The organism is Stappia sp., from assembly GCF_048268045.1.
Classification (GTDB): domain Bacteria; phylum Pseudomonadota; class Alphaproteobacteria; order Rhizobiales; family Stappiaceae; genus Stappia.
On the sequence record NZ_JBLWWG010000001.1, the window covers coordinates 531,387 to 550,565 of the forward strand.

Consider the following 19,179-nt stretch of genomic DNA (forward strand, 5'->3'; position numbering starts at 1 on the left):
TGCGCTCCTGCCTTGTCTATCTGTCTGCCTGTCCGTCGTCCGGCCCGCCCCGGTGGGGACGCACTCCGGAACGACAGTCTTCCAGCATGTCTGCCTTGTCTTTTCGGGATTGCCAACCGCCGGGCGGCGGAAGCGAAGGAGCGTCAAGACTAGACCAACGGCATGTAGCCTGCCTGCCACACCGGTGGAAAATCAATGGTGACACCTGCCTTGGTCAGGCCGGCGCGGAACCGGGTTCATCCGACGACGGGGGCGCTGATGCGGAGGTTTCAGCCTTGCCGGTTGCGCCCCTGCGTGTCGCACCAGCTGCCCTGAACAGCGGTTTCAGGAAGGATCCAAGCCTGTCGGCGCGACCGATCCAAGTCTCGCCCTCGTCGAGTTGTCTGTCCAGCGCGGCCATGGTCTTGGCAAGGCCCGGATCCTCATCGTCGAGCCACACATCCACGACCCGTGCAAAGCCAAGCACCAGACCTTGCGCAATCATGCGCGCGCGAAACCCGCTTGCAGGAATTCCGGCTGCCGTGAGCATCCAGCGCTGGGAGCGGGCGCTCTCGCCGTTGAGAGCAAGGGCGAGCTGCGGATCGCGTCGTACATCCCGGCTAAGGGCCCGCAGCGCAGGCTTGCTCGGCTCCAGCGCATCGAGGCGCGCCATCAGCACGTCGAAAAGGCGGTCGCGGGCGGGCTCGTCCTTCATCGACGGATCGATGCTGTCGAGAACGGTCTGGTCGACCTGGGAGAGGAACGCCTTGTAGCAGTGGATCTTGTCCGGAAATTCCGCACGCAACGCCGACAATTTCACGCCGGCGCGCTCGGCGAGCTCGGCCATCTCGAAGCCGCCCCAACCACGCTCGCCAACAAGCTCGAGAAAGGTCTCGACGATCTTCCGTCTGGTCTTCTGGCTGGCCATCTCGTGCTCCTGTCTGCTGTCGGCGGCACCCGCCTGGCAAACCTACATGTAGGAACGATATGCGAGGATGGCGACCCCACCGCAAGGCGCAGCGGAGCCTGGAGCAAACACGCGGCGAAGGGAGACGGGCCGCACGGGCCCGCTTTCAGCCGGCGAGTTCTTCCGAGCGACGCTTCGCAGCGGCAACCGCCGCGTCCATCACCGGCTGAATGCCGTCCGGCGCCATCAGGGCCTCAAGCGCGGCCGCCGTGGTTCCGTTGGGCGAGGTGACATTGCGCCTCAGTTGCTCTGCCGGCAGGTCCGAGCGGAAAAGAAGCTCGCCCGCTCCGCACACCGTCTGACGCGCGAGCGTCATCGCGAGATCCTCCGAAAGCCCGGCCTTGACACCGGCGGCAGCCAGGGCCTCGACAAGGTAGAACACATAGGCCGGCCCGGATCCGCTGACCGCGGTCACCGCGTTGATATCGGCCTCCGCGTTCACCCATGCGGTCTTGCCGATTGCCTGCATCAAGGTGTCGACGGTTTCGCGATCATCAGCATCGGCATGCGCATTGGCGAAACCCACGCTCATCCCGCGCCCGACCTGCGACGGCGTGTTCGGCATGACGCGCACGACACGCGGCGTACCGGACGCGGCTCCCGCGAAGGCCCCCTCGAATACGGCGGCAGGCGTTCCCGCGGCAACCGAAATGACGAGCGTGTTCGCATCGACGGCGCCGGCAAGCGCGCCCAGCGCTCCCGCCATGATCTGCGGCTTCAGCGCCAGTATCATCACACCGGCGATCTGCCCGTCGGAAAGGCCCGGGGCATGAGAAAAACCGCTCTTCGCGGCCATCGCCTTCAGCTCGTCGGAAGGATTGGGATCGACCACCAGGATCGCGGCGGGATCGACACCCGACTCAAGCCATCCGGCGAGCATTGCGCCACCCATCTTGCCCGCACCGACCAGAACAAGGGGACGCGCCTTCGAAAAACTCATGCTTCACCCGCAGTTTCGAAAAGAGCCGTATCGATCGCCTCAGAGGCGGACTTGCCCGCCCAGACGACGAACTGGAAGGCCTGATAGTAGCGCTCGCAGGATTCAAGCGCATTCGCCAGAAGCCCCTCGATCTGGCGCGATGTCGCCTCGGCTCCGCCGGCAAGCAGCAGCGACTGCCGGAAAATGACCACGCCCTCGCGGTTCCAGAGGTCGAAATGCCCCATCCAGAGCTGCTCGTTGACAAGCGCGAGCAGGCGTACGACTTCCGTACGCCGCGGCTCCGCGACCTTGAGATCGAAGGCGCAGGCAAGATGCAACGCCTCCAGATCCTCCATCCAGGAGAAGGAAATGTGATAGTCGCACCAGCTTCCCGAGACGGAGATTGTGATCTCCTCGTCGCAGGAACGCTCGAAAACCCAGTCGTTGATCGCCGCGACATGCTCGATCGTGTCGACTGGATTGGCGGGCCGTTCGAATTCGATGTCGATGAGGCTCATGAAGGTTCCTCTCGGCTTGCGGTAACCCGCGCCGTCGCACCAGGCGCGCATCCGCCGTGTCGGTCCGCAGGGTGCTGGCCTGCCGTTCGCGAAACTTAGATGACCGCCGCGATGATCTTCTCCGGAAACGGACGCGGCGCCCGCGAATCTTCGCTTGTTCTCAGTATACAGGCAGTTTTCCGCCCAATGATATGTTCACTCTAAATTTACGCTTTTCGAACTGTGGACCGCCAGTCGCGAAACCACAGGAAATCTCAAGCCCGAAACCGCCGGAAGCCCGAGACTTCCACGAAAATTCAGCCGATTTCTCAAGGACTTGAAAGAGAGAAAACAACGCCCCCTCAACACCTCTCGCACTGCGGCGGGTGGCACGATTTTCCGTGGATCGTCTCGGCCCTTACCCGGCCCGCCAGGTCACTCCCCGGCCGGAGCCTCCTTGCCCGCGGCCTTTTCCAGCTCCGCCACGCGCGCTTCCAGCGCCTCGACCGCATCGAGCGCGCGCGCGGCCATGTCGCGCACCACGTCGAACTCCTCGCGCTTCACCAGATCCATGTCGCCGAGAAAGCGCTCGGCCTGGGCGCGGAACATCGTTTCCACCTCGCGCCGTGCTCCCTGCGCGACACCCGCCGCGTCCGTCATAAGCTTGGCGAGATCGTCGAGTACGCGATTGGGACCCTGTGTCATCCTGGAAGCCCTTCCATCGAAGATTTACCGCGCCCCTTTCAACCCGGAGCGCCTCTCTTACCTAATGCGGTTTGCGACGCGGTAAAACACCCGCGCCATGCGAAATTGTCGCGGCCCACGGGAAAGCGCCCGCCCGCCTGCTTGACGGGGCCCTGCGTTCGGCGGCAACGTCGCGCCGCGCCAGCTCACCCCCCGGAGACGACATGCCGACACTGGTCCTGCCCTTTCCCGCGATCGACCCGATTCTGATCGAATTCGGCCCCTTCGCGATTCGCTGGTACGCCCTCGCCTATATTGCCGGCCTGATGCTTGGCTGGCACTACATGCGCCGGCTTGTCGCCAGCGAGCGCCTTTGGGCCGGCATGGCCCGCCCGAGCCTGCTCGATATCGACGATTTCGTCGTCTATGCCACGCTCGGCACGATCCTCGGCGGACGGCTCGGTTATGTGCTGTTCTACGCGCCAGGATACTACCTCAGCCACCCGCTGGAGATCCTCGAGGTCTGGACCGGAGGCATGTCCTTCCATGGCGGCTTCCTCGGCGTCGTAGCGGCGATGGTGGTCTTCGCCTGGCGGCGCAAGCTTTCGCTCTGGACCCTGTTCGACCTGGCCGCCACGGTCGCCCCGATCGGCCTGCTCTTCGGCCGACTGGCCAATTTCATCAATGGCGAGCTCTGGGGTCGGCCAACCGACGTGCCCTGGGCGATGGTGTTCCCGGGCGCGGGACCGGAGCCACGTCATCCCAGCCAACTCTACGAGGCGGGGCTGGAGGGGCTGGCGCTGCTTGTCATCACCGCACTTGTCGCGCGTGCCGGCGGCTACCGCCGGCCGGGGCTCGTCGCGGGTGTCTTCGCGGTCGGCTACGGCCTCGCCAGGTCGTTTTCGGAGCTCTACCGCGTTCCCGATGCACAACTCGGCTATTTCGGCCCCGGCCTTACCATGGGAATGCTGCTGTCGCTGCCGATGGTCATGGCCGGAGCCTTCGCCATCTGGCGCGCCCTGCGCAAGGAGCGCAAAGGCGGCGGGGAGACGGCCTGAATGAACAACGCAGCAAGCCCGGCGAACGCGCCCCTGCTCGACCGCATCCGCTCGCTCATCGAGCAGAACGGCCCGATGCCGGTTGCAGACTACATGTCGCTCTGCCTCGCCGACCCGCATCATGGCTACTACATGCAGGCCGAACCCTTCGGAGCGAGAGGCGATTTCATCACCGCGCCCGAGGTCAGCCAGGTCTTCGGCGAGCTGATCGGCGCCTGGCTCGTCACGGCCTGGATGCGCTCGGGCGCGCCCGAACGTTTTCATCTTGTCGAGCTCGGCCCCGGGCGCGGAACGCTGATGGGGGACATCCTGCGCGTCGCAGCCCTGCGTCCGGCGTTTCTCTCGGGCCTGACGCTGCACTTCGTCGAGACCAGCAAGCGCCTGCGCGCGGTCCAGAAAGAAACGCTGGAGACCCGTGCTCCCAAGCTGCTGCGCGCGCCCGTCTGGCACGATCGCATCGATGCGCTGCCCGACGACGCTCCCCTTTTCGTCGTCGCCAATGAATTCTTCGACGCTCTCCCGATACGCCAATACGCGTGTGTCGGCGGACAATGGCGCGAGCGCTGCGTGGCGCTCGACGACGACGGCAGGCTTTGTTTCGCCCTCGGCCCTGGGCTTCTTTCCAAGTCCGATCTGCCGGCGCTGCCGGCCGCCCCCCGGGACGGAGCCGTCCTTGAGACCCAACCACTGGCGAACGCCCTTGCCCAAACGCTCGGGCAGCGGCTGTCCGCACAGGGCGGGACGGCGCTCGTCATAGACTACGGCTACGGACAAAGTGCGCTCGGAGACACGCTCCAGGCCATGAGGAACCATGCCTATGTGCCGGTGCTCGACGATCCGGGGCGCGCCGACCTCACCGCCCATGTGAACTTCGAGGCGCTGGCGCGCGCCTTTCGCGCCGGTGGAACGCACGCCCATCCGCTGATGCAGCAGGGCGCGTTCCTGCTTGCCATGGGTCTTCTGGAACGGGCGGGCCAGTTGGGTGCGGGCAAATCCGGCGAGGAGCAGGAGAGAATCAGGGGAGAGGTGCAGCGTCTCGCGGGGCCCGAGGAGATGGGCAGTCTCTTCAAGGTCCTGGCGCTTGGCGCCGAGGACGTCGTCCTGCCACCGTTCGACCGGCAGGACTGACCGGCTCCGGCCTTCGCCATATTGCCGACGCGATCGCAGACTTGGTTTGACAGCCGTCCCGTCACCTCCCACCATCGCCGGGCCTTCACGGAGCCATATCGCCGCATGCTGACATCTCCCGACCTCGCCGCCCTCGACGGAATTGCCCACGGCTTCTTCACCCGGACAGGCGGTGTCTCCCGCGGCATCTACACCTCTCTCAACGTCGGTCACGGTTCGCGAGACGACCCGGCCGCCGTCGCCGAGAACAGGACGCGGATCAAGAGCCTGCTCGGCCTGCCGAGCGGAGCGCTGGTCTCTCCACACCAACATCATTCAACGACCGCCATCGTCGTCAGCGCGCCCTGGATCGCAGAGAACCAGCCCAAGGGCGACGCACTGGTGACGGACCGACCGGGCATCGCGCTCGGCATCTCCACCGCAGACTGCGGGCCGGTGCTCTTCGCCGATCCGCATGCCCGCGTCATCGGTGCAACGCACTCCGGCTGGCGCGGCTCCGTGACCGGCGTGCTGGAGGCGACTCTCGCCGCCATGGAGACCCTCGGCGCCAGGCGCGACCGCATCATCGCCGTGCTCGGCCCCACCATCTCGCAAACCAACTACGAGGTCGGAGCCGAATTCGTCGAACGCTTCACCCTCGTCGACCCGGACAACGAGCGCTTCTTCATTCCCGGTGCGGGAGAGGACAAGGCACTGTTCGATCTGCCAGGCTATATCGGCTTCCGGCTCACCTCGGCCGGCGTGGCAAAGGCGGCAGATCTCGCGCGCTGCACCTATGGCGAGGAAGACTTGTTCTTCTCCTATCGCCGCGCGACCCACCGCGGCGAGCCCGACTACGGCCGGCTCATGTCGGCGATCGCGCTTGCAGACGCATGAGCCGTTCGCGCGCCTTCGTCACACGCCCCCTCGACCTGCCGGCAAAGGCGGGCTAAACGATGAAACGGAAACCGCGCCCGCGTTGTCGGGACGGCACATTTCGAGACGGACAGCAGACCGACAAGGCCATATGAGCGTGACCCGACCCAAACGCCCGACCGTTTTGCGCATGACTGTCCTTTCGACAGCGATGCTCGCCCTTGCCGCCTGCGCCGGCAATCAGGTGCCGCCGGCCTATGTCAGCCCGGGTTCGACCACAGCCTCCGCGCCCGCGGTGACCGACCCGCAAAAGGTCACGGTCGCTTTCGAGCCCTTCACCGGCGCCCCCGGAAACATTGCCGACGAACTGTCGCGCGCCATCGGCACCGAAGCGCGCAAGCAGGATCTGAAGCTGGTGCGGCGCGTTGGTGCGCCGGCGACATTCCGGGTGAACGGCTATCTCTCGGCATCGGGCGATCAGTCGTCGACAACCATGTTCTATGTTCTCGATGTCGTCGACAGCGGGGGCAACCGCGTCCATCGCATCGTCGGCCAGGAGACGGCGCCTGGATCCTCCGGCGACCCCTGGGCCGGCCCGAACAGCGACACGCTCTCGCGCGCCGCACGCCGTGCGGTCACCGAGCTTGCCGCCTGGATTCGCAGCTGACCCGAACGGGCGCCAAAAGCGCCCGTTCACCAAAATTGCCACGCATGACCCAAAGCCCGGTTGTGAAAAGGCGGTGCGGTTGTTAAAACGCCGCCGCCTGTTGGAGGAACGGCGGGTCCTTGCAGAAGTAGCACTGCCCCGTCTGTCGCGTCCTATCATGGCCAACGAGAACACCTGACAGACCACGTGTGACCCTGTCGCCCGACGCTGCGCCCCCGCGGCTCGGACCCAATCAAAGGACTAGCGGGCCATGAAGATCGTCGCGGGCAATTCAAATCGCGCGCTTGCCGAAGAAGTTTCCACCTATTTGAGCGCCCCCCTGGCCAAGTGCCAGGTCCGACGCTTCGCCGATCAGGAAGTTTTCGTCGAGATCCAGGAAAACGTTCGCGGTGAGGATGTTTTCATCCTCCAGTCGACCAGCTTCCCGGCGAACGATCACCTGATGGAGCTGCTGATCATCATCGATGCCCTGCGCCGGTCCTCGGCCAAGCGGATCACGGCCGTGATGCCGTACTTCGGCTATGCCCGCCAGGATCGCCGCGCCACGGGCCGCACGCCGATCTCGGCCAAGCTGGTCGCCAACCTGATCGCCCATGCCGGCGCGCACCGCGTGCTGACGCTCGACCTGCACGCCGGGCAGATCCAGGGCTTCTTCGACATTCCGACCGACAACCTCTTCGCCGCCCCGGTGATGACCCGCGACATCAAGGAGCGCTACTCGACCGACAACGTTCTCGTCGTCTCTCCGGACGTCGGCGGCGTGGTTCGCGCCCGCGCGCTGGCCAAGCGCATCGATGCCCCGCTCGCCATCGTCGACAAGCGTCGCGACAAGCCTGGCGAGTCCGAGGTGATGAACATCATCGGCGATCCGGTAGGCCGCGACTGCATCCTCGTCGACGACATCGTCGATTCGGGCGGCACGCTGTGCAATGCCGCCGAGGCCCTGCTCGACAAGGGCGCGCGCTCTGTGACCGCCTACATCACCCACGGCGTCCTGTCCGGCGGCGCGGTCGCCCGCGTCACGTCCTCCAAGCTCAAGGAACTGGTCATCACCAATTCCATCGAGCCGACCGCCGCCGTGCTCGCCGCACCGAACATCCGCACGATCTCCATCGCCCCGCTGATGGGAGAGGCGATCTCGCGCACCGCGCTCGAGCAGTCGGTGTCGAGCCTCTTCAGCTAAGGCGCGACAAGCGTTTCTTACATCATGACGATCTGAAGAACGGCGGGGCTCTGCTCCGCCGTTTTGCGTGAGGCCCGCCAACATCGCGCCACGACGGACCTCCCTGCCCGCCCTATTCGACGGTCACGGTGATCACGGGCGATTCGACCGAGGGGTCGAACGGGACGTGGTTCATGTCGCCGAGCAGAAGCTGCAGTGTATGCGTGCCGGGCGTCAGCTCGACCATGGTCTCCGTCTGACCGCCGCCGAAGTGGCGATGCGTCTCGTCTGACGGGATGGCGCTGTTGTAATCCTCCAGCTTCTGATCGATGAGAAGATGGTGATGGCCGGTCTTCTCCTTCTCCACCCCCGCCGGCGCGACCCCCATTCCCTTCAGACCGAAAGTTACCTTGAACGGGCTCTTCACCGTGTCCCCATCCTTGGGAGAGATGAAATAAACCTCGGCGCCCTCGGGCGCCGGCGTACGGTGATCCTGTGCGAAGGCGGCCGCTTGCGGCAAGAGCGCCGAAAAGGCAAGCGCCGCAACGGCGACAGTGACTGGCTTCAGCATGGATATCTCCTCGGGTCTGCAAGGGTGACCTGCCGGTTGCCCTCGCCTGCATCGCCCCCTCATCGATACTAGGCCACGCAGACGCGGCGGCAAGGGGCGAAGCGGCGCCGCGGTCCGGCATGCGCGGCCTTGACCTTCCCTCTGGTGGAAGGTGCATGACAGGCGCATCGACACCGACAGGACGAACGCCATGACCCTCCGCGCCACGCTATCGCTGATCGCACTTCTGCCGCAGATCGCCCTCGCCCAGCCGGCGATGGCCGACGAGACGGCAATGACCGTGTTCAAGTCGCCCTGGTGCGGCTGCTGCGAGACCTGGAGCGAAGCCATGCGCGCCGCCGGCTTTAGCGTTACCATCGAGGACCGCGAGGATCTCGCCCCGATCAAGTCGAAGGCCGGCGTTCCCGCGGACATGGAAGGCTGCCACACGGCGATGATCGGCGGCTATTTCGTCGAGGGCCATGTGCCCGTCGCCTCCGTCCGGCGCCTGCTGTCACAACGCCCGGACGTGGCTGGCATCGCCGTTCCCGGCATGCCGGCGGGCTCCACCGGCATGGGCGACGACCCGCAGGCCAGCTATGTCGTTATGGCTGTCGGGCGCAACGGCAACGCCTCGCTCTACGAGCGGATCGGCCCGCGCTAGTCGCGGGTCCTCAGCTGCGCCAGCGCAGAAGCCAACGCTCCGCCCGTCCGATGAGCCAGGAAACCACGAGCCCGAGCATCGACAGGATCGCGACGCCGGCAAGAAGCTGGTCGGTGGCGAACAGGCTTCCGGCCATCAGCACATAGGCGCCAACGCCATATTCGGCGCCAATCATTTCCGCCGCGACAAGCAGGATGATGGCGATCGACGCCGAAATCCGGCAGCCGGACAGGATCGCCGGCATCGCGCCGGGCAGCACGATCTTGCGCACGATCGACCACCACGAAAGCCCGAACGACTGCCCCATGCGGATCAGCGTGCGGTCGACATTGTCGACGCCGCCATAGGTGGCGATCACCGTGGGAAAGAACGACCCGAAGAGAATGGTGGCGACCTTCGACCCCTCGCCTATGCCGAACCAGATGACGAACAGCGGCAGCAGGGCGATCTTCGGGATCGGGAACAGCGCCGAAACGAGCGGCAACAGCCCGGCCCGGGCGAGCGAGAACAGCCCGACCATGAGACCGACGGCGACGCCCAGCGCCGTTCCAAGCGTCCAGCCGATGGCCAGTCGCTGCAGCGACGCACCGAGGTGCAGCCAGATCTGGCCACTCTCCACCAGATAGCGGAACGCGGCGAAGGCTTCGCTTGGAGCCGGCAGCACCAGGTCGCTGATCACGCCGGTCTGCGAGCCGAGCTCCCACACAGCAATAAGCAGGAAGAACACGGCCAGCCCGACAAACCGGATCTTCACCGGGCGAAACCCGCCACCGCGGTAGGGAACCGGACGCAGGTCCGGGCCGGACCCGGCGACGCCTGTCCGTGCGTCCATGGTCTCGCTCTCAGAAGGAGGCATCGGCAAGCTCCCGATCGGCGGCACGCGCCTCGTCGCGCAGGAGATGCCAGAGATCCCGCTGTATCGCCTCTAGCCGGGTATCTCCCGGTCCGCGATCCGCCAGGTCACGGTCGATCGATACGATCTCGCGGATCTTTCCCGGTCGGCGGGACAGCAACACGATGCGATGACCGAGACGCACGGCCTCTGCCAGATTGTGGGTCACATAGCAGGCGGTGAAGCGCTCGCGCTGCCAGAGCCCGACCAGATCGTCCATCAGCAGTTCCCGGGTCTGGCTGTCGAGCGCGGAAAGCGGCTCGTCCATCAGCATCACGGCGGGCCGGACGGCCAGCGCCCGGGCGATGGCAACCCGTTGGCGCATGCCGCCGGAAAGCTGGCGCGGAAGCGCCTTGCGGAAATCGGTCAGCGAGGTGCGCGCAAGCACGTCGTCGATCACCCGGGCGCGCTCCGCCGCGCTCAGAGGATGGTCCTCCAGCACCAGCGAGATATTGCCCTCGACACTGCGCCAGGGCAGAAGGGCAAAGTCCTGGAAGACATAGGTCAAGGGGTTGAGGCATCCCTCCGGTGCGGTGCCGGAGACCAGCACCTCGCCGGCCGTGGGCAGCTCCAATCCCCCGATGAAGCGCAAAAGCGTCGACTTCCCGCAGCCGGAAGGGCCGATGATGCAGACGATTTCCCCCTCGCTGATGGCGAGATCGATGCCGCTAAGGACCTCGGTCTCGCCATAGCTGTGGCAAATGCCTTTCAAGATGAGATCCATCGGACCTTCCGTTCCGGTTGTCAGGCCCCTTGGCCTGTCCTGTCACTCGGTTTCGACGAACTGGCTGTCGACAAGCATGTCGAGCGTCACGCCTTCCGGCACGAGCTTCTCGGACTTGAACCAGTCAAGCTGGTCGGTGATGGAGGTCAGGTTCAGCTTGGCGTTCTCATTGACGCGCATCGCGCCATTGCGGATCGAGGTCGATGCCTTTTCCAGCGGCTGGTCGGCATAAACGTACTTGTGCAGGAGCTCGACCATCGCCGCCGCATCCTCCTCGCCCGAGGTCTTGTCGACCAGCGCCGCGTTGAAATCCGCAGCGCCCTTCGAGAAGGCGACAAGGAAACGCTTCACCAGCTCCGGCTTGTCGACAGTATTGGCCGTGGAAGTGAAGACGGTCGTGACCTGGTAGTTGGGAATATAGTCGGCGACCATGCCGATGGCCTCGATCTGGTCACCGGCGGCAAGCGGCTTGGCAATGTGCGGCACGATTGCCCAGGCATCGATCTGGCCGCTCTTCAGCGCGCCGATCACCGCACCCACCTTCTGCAGCGGACGCAGGGTGATCTCGGACCGGTCGAAACCTTCCTTGTCAGCGATCTTGTGGGCGATGTAGTGGAACGAGGAGCCTGTCTGTGTGATGCCGAAACTCCGCCCCTTGAGCGCGGCCGGAGTGGTCAGGCCCGCGTCATAGGCAGCCTTCGAGGCAAGGATCATCTGCCCCTCGATGCCCGGCTCCTCCTGCAGCGCGCCGCCAACCACCTTGATCGCGCCCTTGCGCGCAAGGCTGATGAGACCGCCGGAGATCGCCGTGACGCCGAAGTCGACATCGCCCGAGGCGATGGCGACCGCCATCGGCTGGGCCGCCTGAAAATACTCGAAGGTGACATCGAGCCCCTGCTCGGCGAAATAGCCGCGCTCGAAGGCGACAAAGCTCGGCGCGTGCGAGGTGAAGCGCAACGCGCCCACAGTGATCTTGTCATTGGCTTCGGCCGCGCCATGGCCAGCAACGAGGCTGACTGCGACAAGGCCGGCGATGGCCAGTTTCCTGAACATGATGAATTCCTCCCCGATAGGCGACCTTCGCGGACACCCATCTGTCCCGGTCGTCCGAAACCCGTGCCGCAACGAGCTGCACGCCGGAGCGCGTGCGCCGTCACGGGGTGGTGAAGTGAGCGCAGCGGGGAAGGATTGTCAATCCGGACAGGGAGGAAGCCTGTCCGAAACAGCAAGGGCCGGGGCAAAATGCCCCGGCCCTTGCCTCGAACAGAGGATGCCTGTCGCCTGTCAGGCCGCGGAGACACTCTGGAGGAAGCTGTCGACGCGGGTGCGCAACGTCGTCGCCCTGTCGTTCACCTCGGCGGAAGCCGACAGAACGCGCGTTGCGGACTCGCTGGTTTCCTCGACCTGCTGCGTGATCTCCGCGATAGAGCCGGACACATTGCGCGTGCCATTCGCCGCAACCTGCACGCTGGAGGAGATCTCGTCGGTCGCCGCCCCTTGCTGCTCGACCGCAGCCGCAATCGAGGAAGTGTACTGGCTAACCTCGTCCATCGTCGTGCTGATCTCGCCGATGGCGCCAACGGCCTCCGTCGAGGCGGCCTGGATCGCCGCGATCTGGGAGCCGATTTCCTCGGTCGCCTTCGAGGTCTGGGTGGCGAGTTCCTTGACCTCGGCAGCAACAACCGCAAAGCCTCTGCCCGCCTCGCCGGCGCGCGCGGCCTCGATGGTTGCATTCAGCGCCAGCAGGTTGGTCTGCTCGGCAATCGCCTGGATCAGCGAAACCACATCACCGATCCGGCTTGCCGCGTCGGCCAGCCCTCCGATCCGCGTGTTGGTGTGGGCGGCCTTGGCGACGGCTCCGGCGACAATGTCGTTGGTGCTGGAAACCTGGCGGCCGATCTCCTGGATCGAAGCGGCGAGTTCCTCCGCCGCCGAAGCGACGGACTGCACGTTCTCCGAGGTTTCGCTTGCCGCCGTCGTCGCCGTGTTGGCGCCTCCCGCTGCGGTTTCTGCAACCCGGGTCAGAGCCTCGGCGGTTGCCTGCATCTGATCGGCGTTGGCATTGACCCCGTCGAGCATGCCCGAGACATCGACGCGGAAGGCCTCGACGAGCTTGCCGATCTCCGCCGCGCGTTCCTCGACAGCCTTCTGTGTCTGCTCCTGGGCCCGGGCCAGTTCCTGGCGTTCGCGGGCATTGTCGCGAAAGACCACCACCGAGCGGGTCATGTCGTCTATCTCATCAGCCTGACTGTCCTCGGGCAGTGTCACGCCCACGTCGCCACCTGCGAGCTGGTGCATGGCAGACGAAAGCCGCCGGATGCGGCCAGACAGCCAGCGCGAGAATATGATGCCGACCGCCAGTGCCGCAATCAGGGCGGTGACGCTGATCGCCAGGATCCATGTCTTGAGACTGCCAAGCGGCGCCATCACCTCGGCCAGATCCTGAACCACCAGGATCGCATAGTCGCGACCGAGAAAGGAGATAGGTGCCGCGGCTGCCTCGACGGAGCGCCCGTCGAAATCGTCGATGGTCTCGAAGTTGATCTCCGAACCGCCGAGGGACCCGCGCACCAGCGGCACATCGGCCATACGGCTCATCAGCTCGTTGCGCGAGGGCGTGCGCGGGCTGTCGTTGAGGATAAGCCCGTCCTGGCTGACCATGAAGACGTTGCCCGTCTCCCCCAGCCCCGCATAGCGGGCCAGGATCGCTTCCAGGACCCCATTCGGGAACTCGAACACCAGCACGCCAAGCATCTTGCTTCCAAGCGTGATGGGAACGGCGACATGACCCGCCGGCGTGCCGCCGAGCGGCGCATAAGGGGCGATGTCCGCCATATGCGATGCCCCAGGGTCTCCGGCCACAGATGCCTCGAAAACCTGCGCGATCGTCGTATCCTTCCACGCGGGGTCGCGCAGATTGACCGCAAAATCGGATCGTTTCTCGACGCTGTAGAGAACATTGCCCTCGGGATCGACAAGCAGCATGTCGCTGAGCTTGTTGTCGCGCGCATGCTGGCGCAGCATGGGATGCAGCTTCTTGTGCACCCGGTCATAGGGTTTGCGCCCGGCGCTGTCGAGTTCCGAACGCTGCCCTGCCTCGTGCGGATTGTCCGTCACATAGGCTGCGGCGAGCGTCCCACTCGCCGCGTCGCCGTATTTGCTCCAGGCCGTCGCGAATTCCGCGACTGCGGCGCGCACGGTCTTGCTTTCGGCAAAGGAAGCGAGCCCTGCGCTCAGGTTCTCGAGATAGTCGTTGAGTGCGTCGCGACGGGTCTCCGCCAGCGCGGTCAGACGGTTGTGCGCCAGGTTCTGGATGGTCGACGAGCTTGAGAGATAGCTGGCCAGTCCGACTCCCGTCGAGCAGACGAGCGCAAGACCGACGATGATCGACGGCAGTTTTGCGGAAATTTTCACGTCGAACTCCCTGGATCAGGGCATCTTCCTTGATGCCTCTGTGAGTGATTCACGCGAGGGAAGGACGCGGGTCCGTATATCCGGACTTTCCGTCGACCGTCTGCCTGCGTAGCCGGGCGCCCGCATCTGTGCGCGGGCGCCCGATGCGGGGCCTAGAGCTTCTCGACGTTGACGCCGAAGGTCGCCGCGCCGATGACCTCCCCGGTCGCCGGATCGACGACGGGCACGCTCACCTGGCTCTGGACGGTCTGGGTGGACTCGTCTTCTTCCAGATCGCTGATATGAGTTGCACCGGCGCCCTTGGAGAAAGTCTCCTGCCACTTGGCCTCGTCGCCCTGCCAGAAGTCCGAGGTGACCTCGCTCTGGCCGACGTTCAGCCCCTTCGCATCCATCACGAAGATCTCGGTGAACAGGCCGTCGCTCGCCTCCTGAACCTCGGACAGGAATACCGAAACGGGCCGCTCCATGACCTCATCGATCATCGGCTGATCGGCGGAATCGGCTTCCGCGCGCCACGTCTTGTCCAGTTCGTCGATCTTCGCCTGGTCGTAACCCGCCGTCTGCGCGTTCTGCGCCTTGATGGCATCGATCACGGACGCAGACGAAACCACCTCGGCGATCCTGCCGGTGGCAAGCGCCTTGAGCTCCGCCTCGAATTGGTTGGCAAGCGCCGGCGTGGCAAGCCCGAACAGCGCAATCATCAGTCCAGCAACAAAAGCTTTCATTCTCTCTTCCCTTCTTGCGTCCTCTCCCTTGGGATGCCCTTGCGGAGACCGCGGAACACCAGTCGGACGAGATTAATTCAATCACCTTTAGAGGCGACCTTTATCAAAATCCCCTACGTCAATATTGCGATTTTTACTTAAAATCACGTGAACACAGACAAACCCTTCCCGCAGAGGAACTTGGCTCGCGCAGAAATTTGCAAGGCAGATGCAAATTGGGATCAGCAGGCGTGCGCGATGAACGCCGAAGGCAGGTTTTCCGCCGCACTCTTGCCCTTTCAGGCGGCTTCGGCTATGAGAGCCGCGCGCACCTGCACCCCTGGAGGCGGCGCGACCGGGCCGTTGCCCGCTCATCCGGAAGCCGCTTGCGGACAACGGCTGGGCACAAGGGCCCATTATTTCATGAAACCCAAGGAGAACTGCCATGGCTGAAGGCTATGTGCTGAAGGCATCGGCTCGGGACCGGGTTGGCAAGGGGGCCGCTCGTTCGCTGCGCCGTGAAGGCCTTATCCCCGCCGTCATTTACGGCGACAAGAAGCCCGCCCTGCCGATCGCGATTCCGCTGAAGGAAGCCACGCTCGCCCTGCATCGCGGCGGCTTCATGACCCATCTCGGAAGCATCGACATCGACGGCACCACGCACACCGTGATCGCCAAGGATTACCAGCTCGATCCGGTCCGTGATGACCTCATTCACGTCGACTTCCTGCGCGTTGCCAAGGGCAGCGAGCTGACGGTCGACATTCCGGTTCACTTCATCAACGAAGAGAAGTGCCCGGGCATCAAGGCTGGCGGCGTCCTCAACGTCGTGCGCCACACCGTCGAGATGACCGTCCCGGCTGACAGCATTCCGGATTCGCTGGTCGTCGACCTCGCCACCGCGAAGGTCGGTGAGTCGATCCACATCTCCTCGGTCACCATTCCGGCTGGCTGCGTCCCGACGATCTCCGACCGTGACTTCACGATCGCCACGATCGCGGCTCCGGGCGGCGGCGCCTCTTCCGACGACGAAGAGACGACGGAAGCCGAGACCACCGAAGAGTGATACGTACGGTCGGCCGGAGCCTTTTCCGGCCGACCCCTTGCCTCGCGGTGACGGAGAGAAACGATGCGCCTCATCGTCGGCCTCGGCAATCCGGGCGCCAAATACTCCCGCAACCGGCACAGTATCGGCTTCCTGGCCGTCGATGCCATTCATGAACACAACGCCGGTTTCTCGCCCTGGCGCGGTCGCTTTCACGCCGAAGTGAGCGAAGGCCTGCTCGCCGGGGAGAAGGTTCTCCTCATGAAGCCGCAGACGTTCATGAACGACTCCGGCCGCGCCGTCGGCGAGGCCGCCCGTTTCTTCAAGATTTCTCCTGCCGACGTCCTCGTGCTTTACGACGAACTCGATCTCGTTCCCGGCAAGGTGCGGGTCAAGACCGGCGGAGGCAGCGGCGGCCACAACGGCATCCGTTCCATCGACGCGCATCTCGGCAAGGACTATGTCCGCGTCCGTCTCGGCATCGGGCATCCCGGCCACAAGGACCGGGTCATCGGCTATGTCCTCGGCGACTTCGCGAAGGTCGACGCCGACTGGCTCGATCCGCTCCTCGACGGGATCGGCCGAGAGGCGGCGCTTCTGGCAGGTGGACGCGAGGCGGAATTCTGCAACCGCATGCACCGCGTCCTGAATCCGGCTGACGACGGTTCGGCCAAGACTGGCAAAAAGACGACACCCGCAGCCGTCGATGCGCACGCGCGGCCCCCAGCCGCGGCCGCCGCACCGCTTGCGGGAGAACAGAAAAAAGGCGGCGCGCTCGCCGATCAGTTGGCGCGCATGTTTGGAAAGAAGGATCACTCCTGATGGGTTTTCAGTGCGGCATCGTTGGCCTGCCGAATGTGGGCAAGTCCACGCTCTTCAACGCGCTGACGCGCACCGCGGCGGCACAGGCCGCCAACTATCCCTTCTGCACGATCGAGCCGAACACCGGCGAAGTCGCCGTTCCCGATCCGCGCATGAAGGCGATTGCCGGCATCGCCAAGTCTGCGAACATCCTGCCGACCCGCCTGACCTTCGTCGACATCGCCGGTCTGGTGCGCGGCGCCTCCAAGGGTGAGGGCCTGGGCAACCAGTTCCTTGCCAACATCCGCGAGGTCGACGCCATCGCGCACGTGCTGCGCTGCTTCGAGGACGACGACATCACCCATGTCGATGGCCGCATCGATCCGATCGCCGACGCCCAGACCGTCGAAACCGAGCTGATGATCGCCGACATGGAGAGCCTTGAGCGCAGGCTCGCCCCGCTGAAGAAGAAGGCGACCGTCGGCGACAAGGAAGCCAAGGCCGCTGTTCCGGTGATGGAAGGCGCGCTTGAGCTGCTGCGCGAAGGCAAGGCCGCGCGCCTGCTGGAGGTTTCCACGCCCGAGGAGAGGAAGATCCTCGACGGGCTGAACCTTCTGACGACGAAGCCGATCCTCTATGTCTGCAATGTCGAGGAAGCCTCGGCCTCAAGCGGCAACGCCCAGTCCGAGCGCGTGCGCGAGATGGCCGAAGCGGAAGGTGCAGCCTGCGTGGTCATCTCGGCAGCCATCGAAGCCGAGATCGCCCAGCTGGACGACGAGGAGCAGGCCGAATACATGGAATCCATGGGGCTCACGGAGCCCGGCCTCGACCGGCTTATTCGCGCCGGCTACGAGCTTCTCGGCCTGATCACCTATTTCACCGCCGGACCGAAGGAAACCCGCGCCTGGACCATCCGCCAGGGCACCAAGGCACCGCAGGCCGCCGGCGTCATCCACAGTGACTTCGAACGCGGCTTCATCCGCGCCCAGACCATCGCCTTCGACGATTATGTCGCGCTCGGCGGCGAGGCAGGGGCCAAGGAAGCGGGCAAGGCGCGCGACGAAGGCAAGGAATATGTCGTGCGCGATGGCGACGTTCTGCTGTTCAGGTTCAACACCTGACCGGTTCTCGTTCGAAGAACTCATGACGGGGCGGTGATCCGGATCACCGCCCTTTTTCGTTTCATTGTTCCAGTTTTTCTCGCATTTTTTTCTCTCCCTTAAGGGGCTACGGGCTAGGCAACAGGCAATGATGTTTCGTCATTCGTTCCATGACACAGGCCGGGGACCCGCCAAATGATCCGACAGAAGCTTCTTGCCGCCGCCACCGCCGCCATGATGGCCGGCGCGAGTTTCCTCCCGAGCGTCGCGCTCGCCTGCACCCGCACGGTCTACGTCGGCGACGACAACACGGTGATCACCGGTCGCAACATGGACTGGATGGAGGACATGCAGACCGACCTCTGGGTGTTCCCGCGCGGCATGGCCCGCTCCGGCAACGCCGGCGAGGGGTCGCCCGAATGGACCTCGAAATACGGCAGCGTGATCGCGTCGGGCTACAACATCGCCAGCGCCGACGGCATGAACGAGAAGGGTCTTGTCGCCAACCTGCTCTATCTCGCCGAATCCGACTACGGCGACAGCAAGACCGGTGCGCCGATGGTGATCGGCATGTGGGCCCAATACGTGCTCGACAATTTCGCCAGCGTCTCGGAAACGGTGCAGGCGATGCAGGACAAGCCTCTGCGCATCATCGCACCGAAGCTTCCCAACGGCTCCGCCGCGACGCTGCACCTGTCGATTTCCGATGCCACGGGCGATTCCGCAATCTTCGAGTACATCGGCGGTAAGCTCGTCATCCACCATGGCAAGCAGTACAAGGTGATGACCAACTCGCCGACCTTCGACCAGCAGCTTGCCCTCAACGCCTATTGGGAGCGCATCGGCGGCGATACCTTCCTTCCCGGCACCAACAGTGCGGCGGACCGGTTCGTGCGCGCCTCCTTCCTGCTTGGCGCGACGACCAAGTCGACGGACAAGAACTTCATCTCCGCCGTTCCCGGCCAGACCTACGCCCACCAGGCGGTCGCCCAGTCGCTGTCCGTCATGCGCAGCGTCAGCGTTCCCCTCGGCATCACCACCCCAGGCCAGCCAAACATCGCTTCCACGCTCTGGCGGACGGCATCGGACCAGACGAACCTGGTCTATTATTTCGACTCCGCCACGACCCCCAACACGTTCTGGGTGAATTTCGCCGATATCGACTTCGCGGAAACAGTGAAGCCGAAGAAGCTCGCTATCGCCGGCGGCCACTATTACGCCGGCAACGCCGCCGACTCCTTCGTGGAAAGCGAACCTTTCACCTTCATGTCGGTGAAGTAAAAGCCGCCAGGTCTCCCGGGCCGCAGGTGCTCCAGGACACACAGCCCCCCTTGCGGCAGGTCACCAACCTGCCGCAAGGGCAGCCGCA

The 19,179-nt window shown here is 64.8% G+C and carries 20 protein-coding genes; 10 read left to right on the forward strand and 10 right to left on the reverse strand.

What is annotated here, in order from left to right:
* Positions 1-214: 214 nt before the first annotated feature.
* From ACN0WF_RS02420 to ACN0WF_RS02435, 4 genes are all read right to left on the reverse strand, one after another.
* Positions 215-907: a TetR/AcrR family transcriptional regulator gene (locus tag ACN0WF_RS02420; protein ID WP_417771168.1), complete on the reverse strand. Its 693-nt coding sequence runs from the start codon at positions 905-907 to the stop codon at positions 215-217.
* A 145-nt stretch (positions 908-1,052) separates the two neighbouring features.
* Complete coding sequence (gene proC / locus ACN0WF_RS02425; RefSeq protein WP_417771169.1) at positions 1,053-1,886, reverse strand: pyrroline-5-carboxylate reductase; 834 nt, start codon at positions 1,884-1,886, stop codon at positions 1,053-1,055.
* Positions 1,883-2,383 (reverse strand): YbjN domain-containing protein, encoded by a 501-nt coding sequence (locus tag ACN0WF_RS02430; RefSeq protein ID WP_417771170.1) that lies wholly within the window; start codon positions 2,381-2,383, stop codon positions 1,883-1,885. The genes proC and ACN0WF_RS02430 overlap by 4 nt, the downstream gene beginning before the upstream one ends.
* A 414-nt stretch (positions 2,384-2,797) precedes the next feature.
* Entirely contained in the window at positions 2,798-3,067 is a 270-nt protein-coding gene (locus ACN0WF_RS02435; protein WP_417771171.1) for an accessory factor UbiK family protein, read from the reverse strand.
* Positions 3,068-3,270: 203 nt separating this feature from the next.
* On the opposite strand from ACN0WF_RS02435, the gene lgt reads away from it, so the two are divergent.
* From lgt to ACN0WF_RS02460, 5 genes are all read left to right on the forward strand, one after another.
* Positions 3,271-4,104 carry a prolipoprotein diacylglyceryl transferase gene (gene lgt / locus ACN0WF_RS02440; protein ID WP_417771172.1) on the forward strand — a complete coding sequence of 278 codons (834 nt, stop codon included), beginning with the start codon at positions 3,271-3,273 and terminating at the stop codon, positions 4,102-4,104.
* On the forward strand, positions 4,105-5,232 hold the full coding sequence (locus ACN0WF_RS02445) for a class I SAM-dependent methyltransferase (protein ID WP_417771173.1): 1,128 nt from the start codon (positions 4,105-4,107) through the stop codon (positions 5,230-5,232). It abuts the gene before it with no gap.
* Positions 5,233-5,337: 105 nt separating this feature from the next.
* Positions 5,338-6,108, forward strand: coding sequence for a peptidoglycan editing factor PgeF (gene pgeF / locus ACN0WF_RS02450; RefSeq protein ID WP_417771174.1), 771 nt, complete (start codon positions 5,338-5,340; stop codon positions 6,106-6,108).
* Positions 6,109-6,277: 169 nt separating this feature from the next.
* A complete protein-coding gene (locus ACN0WF_RS02455) occupies positions 6,278-6,754 on the forward strand; it encodes a hypothetical protein (protein ID WP_417771175.1) in 477 nt (158 codons plus the stop codon).
* 250 nt (positions 6,755-7,004) lie between these two features.
* Complete coding sequence (locus ACN0WF_RS02460; protein WP_417771176.1) at positions 7,005-7,937, forward strand: ribose-phosphate pyrophosphokinase; 933 nt, start codon at positions 7,005-7,007, stop codon at positions 7,935-7,937.
* A gap of 112 nt (positions 7,938-8,049) precedes the next feature.
* Here the strand turns inward: ACN0WF_RS02460 and ACN0WF_RS02465 are convergent, their stop codons facing one another.
* On the reverse strand, positions 8,050-8,487 hold the full coding sequence (locus ACN0WF_RS02465) for a DUF4399 domain-containing protein (RefSeq protein WP_417771177.1): 438 nt from the start codon (positions 8,485-8,487) through the stop codon (positions 8,050-8,052).
* 190 nt (positions 8,488-8,677) lie between these two features.
* On the opposite strand from ACN0WF_RS02465, the gene ACN0WF_RS02470 reads away from it, so the two are divergent.
* Positions 8,678-9,130 carry a DUF411 domain-containing protein gene (locus ACN0WF_RS02470; RefSeq protein WP_417771178.1) on the forward strand — a complete coding sequence of 151 codons (453 nt, stop codon included), beginning with the start codon at positions 8,678-8,680 and terminating at the stop codon, positions 9,128-9,130.
* A gap of 10 nt (positions 9,131-9,140) precedes the next feature.
* Here the strand turns inward: ACN0WF_RS02470 and ACN0WF_RS02475 are convergent, their stop codons facing one another.
* The 5 genes from ACN0WF_RS02475 to ACN0WF_RS02495 form a co-directional block, all read right to left on the reverse strand.
* The gene (locus tag ACN0WF_RS02475) at positions 9,141-9,962 is read right to left on the reverse strand and encodes an ABC transporter permease (protein WP_417771216.1); all 822 of its coding nucleotides are present in this window, start codon (positions 9,960-9,962) and stop codon (positions 9,141-9,143) included.
* Between the two features lie 10 nt (positions 9,963-9,972).
* Positions 9,973-10,746 (reverse strand): ABC transporter ATP-binding protein, encoded by a 774-nt coding sequence (locus ACN0WF_RS02480; protein WP_417771179.1) that lies wholly within the window; start codon positions 10,744-10,746, stop codon positions 9,973-9,975.
* Positions 10,747-10,788: 42 nt separating this feature from the next.
* On the reverse strand, positions 10,789-11,799 hold the full coding sequence (locus tag ACN0WF_RS02485) for an ABC transporter substrate-binding protein (protein WP_417771180.1): 1,011 nt from the start codon (positions 11,797-11,799) through the stop codon (positions 10,789-10,791).
* 231 nt (positions 11,800-12,030) lie between these two features.
* On the reverse strand, positions 12,031-14,160 hold the full coding sequence (locus ACN0WF_RS02490) for a methyl-accepting chemotaxis protein (RefSeq protein ID WP_417771181.1): 2,130 nt from the start codon (positions 14,158-14,160) through the stop codon (positions 12,031-12,033).
* 152 nt (positions 14,161-14,312) lie between these two features.
* Entirely contained in the window at positions 14,313-14,885 is a 573-nt protein-coding gene (locus ACN0WF_RS02495) for a hypothetical protein (protein WP_417771182.1), read from the reverse strand.
* A gap of 424 nt (positions 14,886-15,309) precedes the next feature.
* On the opposite strand from ACN0WF_RS02495, the gene ACN0WF_RS02500 reads away from it, so the two are divergent.
* The 4 genes from ACN0WF_RS02500 (at position 15,310) to ACN0WF_RS02515 (ending at position 19,091) form a co-directional block, all read left to right on the forward strand.
* On the forward strand, positions 15,310-15,930 hold the full coding sequence (locus ACN0WF_RS02500) for a 50S ribosomal protein L25/general stress protein Ctc (protein ID WP_417771183.1): 621 nt from the start codon (positions 15,310-15,312) through the stop codon (positions 15,928-15,930).
* Positions 15,931-15,993: 63 nt separating this feature from the next.
* Positions 15,994-16,731 carry an aminoacyl-tRNA hydrolase gene (pth, locus tag ACN0WF_RS02505; protein ID WP_417771184.1) on the forward strand — a complete coding sequence of 246 codons (738 nt, stop codon included), beginning with the start codon at positions 15,994-15,996 and terminating at the stop codon, positions 16,729-16,731.
* Positions 16,731-17,831: a redox-regulated ATPase YchF gene (gene ychF / locus ACN0WF_RS02510; RefSeq protein ID WP_417771185.1), complete on the forward strand. Its 1,101-nt coding sequence runs from the start codon at positions 16,731-16,733 to the stop codon at positions 17,829-17,831. The genes pth and ychF overlap by 1 nt, the downstream gene beginning before the upstream one ends.
* 174 nt (positions 17,832-18,005) lie before the next feature.
* Positions 18,006-19,091, forward strand: a complete 1,086-nt coding sequence (locus ACN0WF_RS02515) for a linear amide C-N hydrolase (RefSeq protein WP_417771186.1) — start codon at positions 18,006-18,008, stop codon at positions 19,089-19,091.
* Positions 19,092-19,179: the final 88 nt, after the last annotated feature.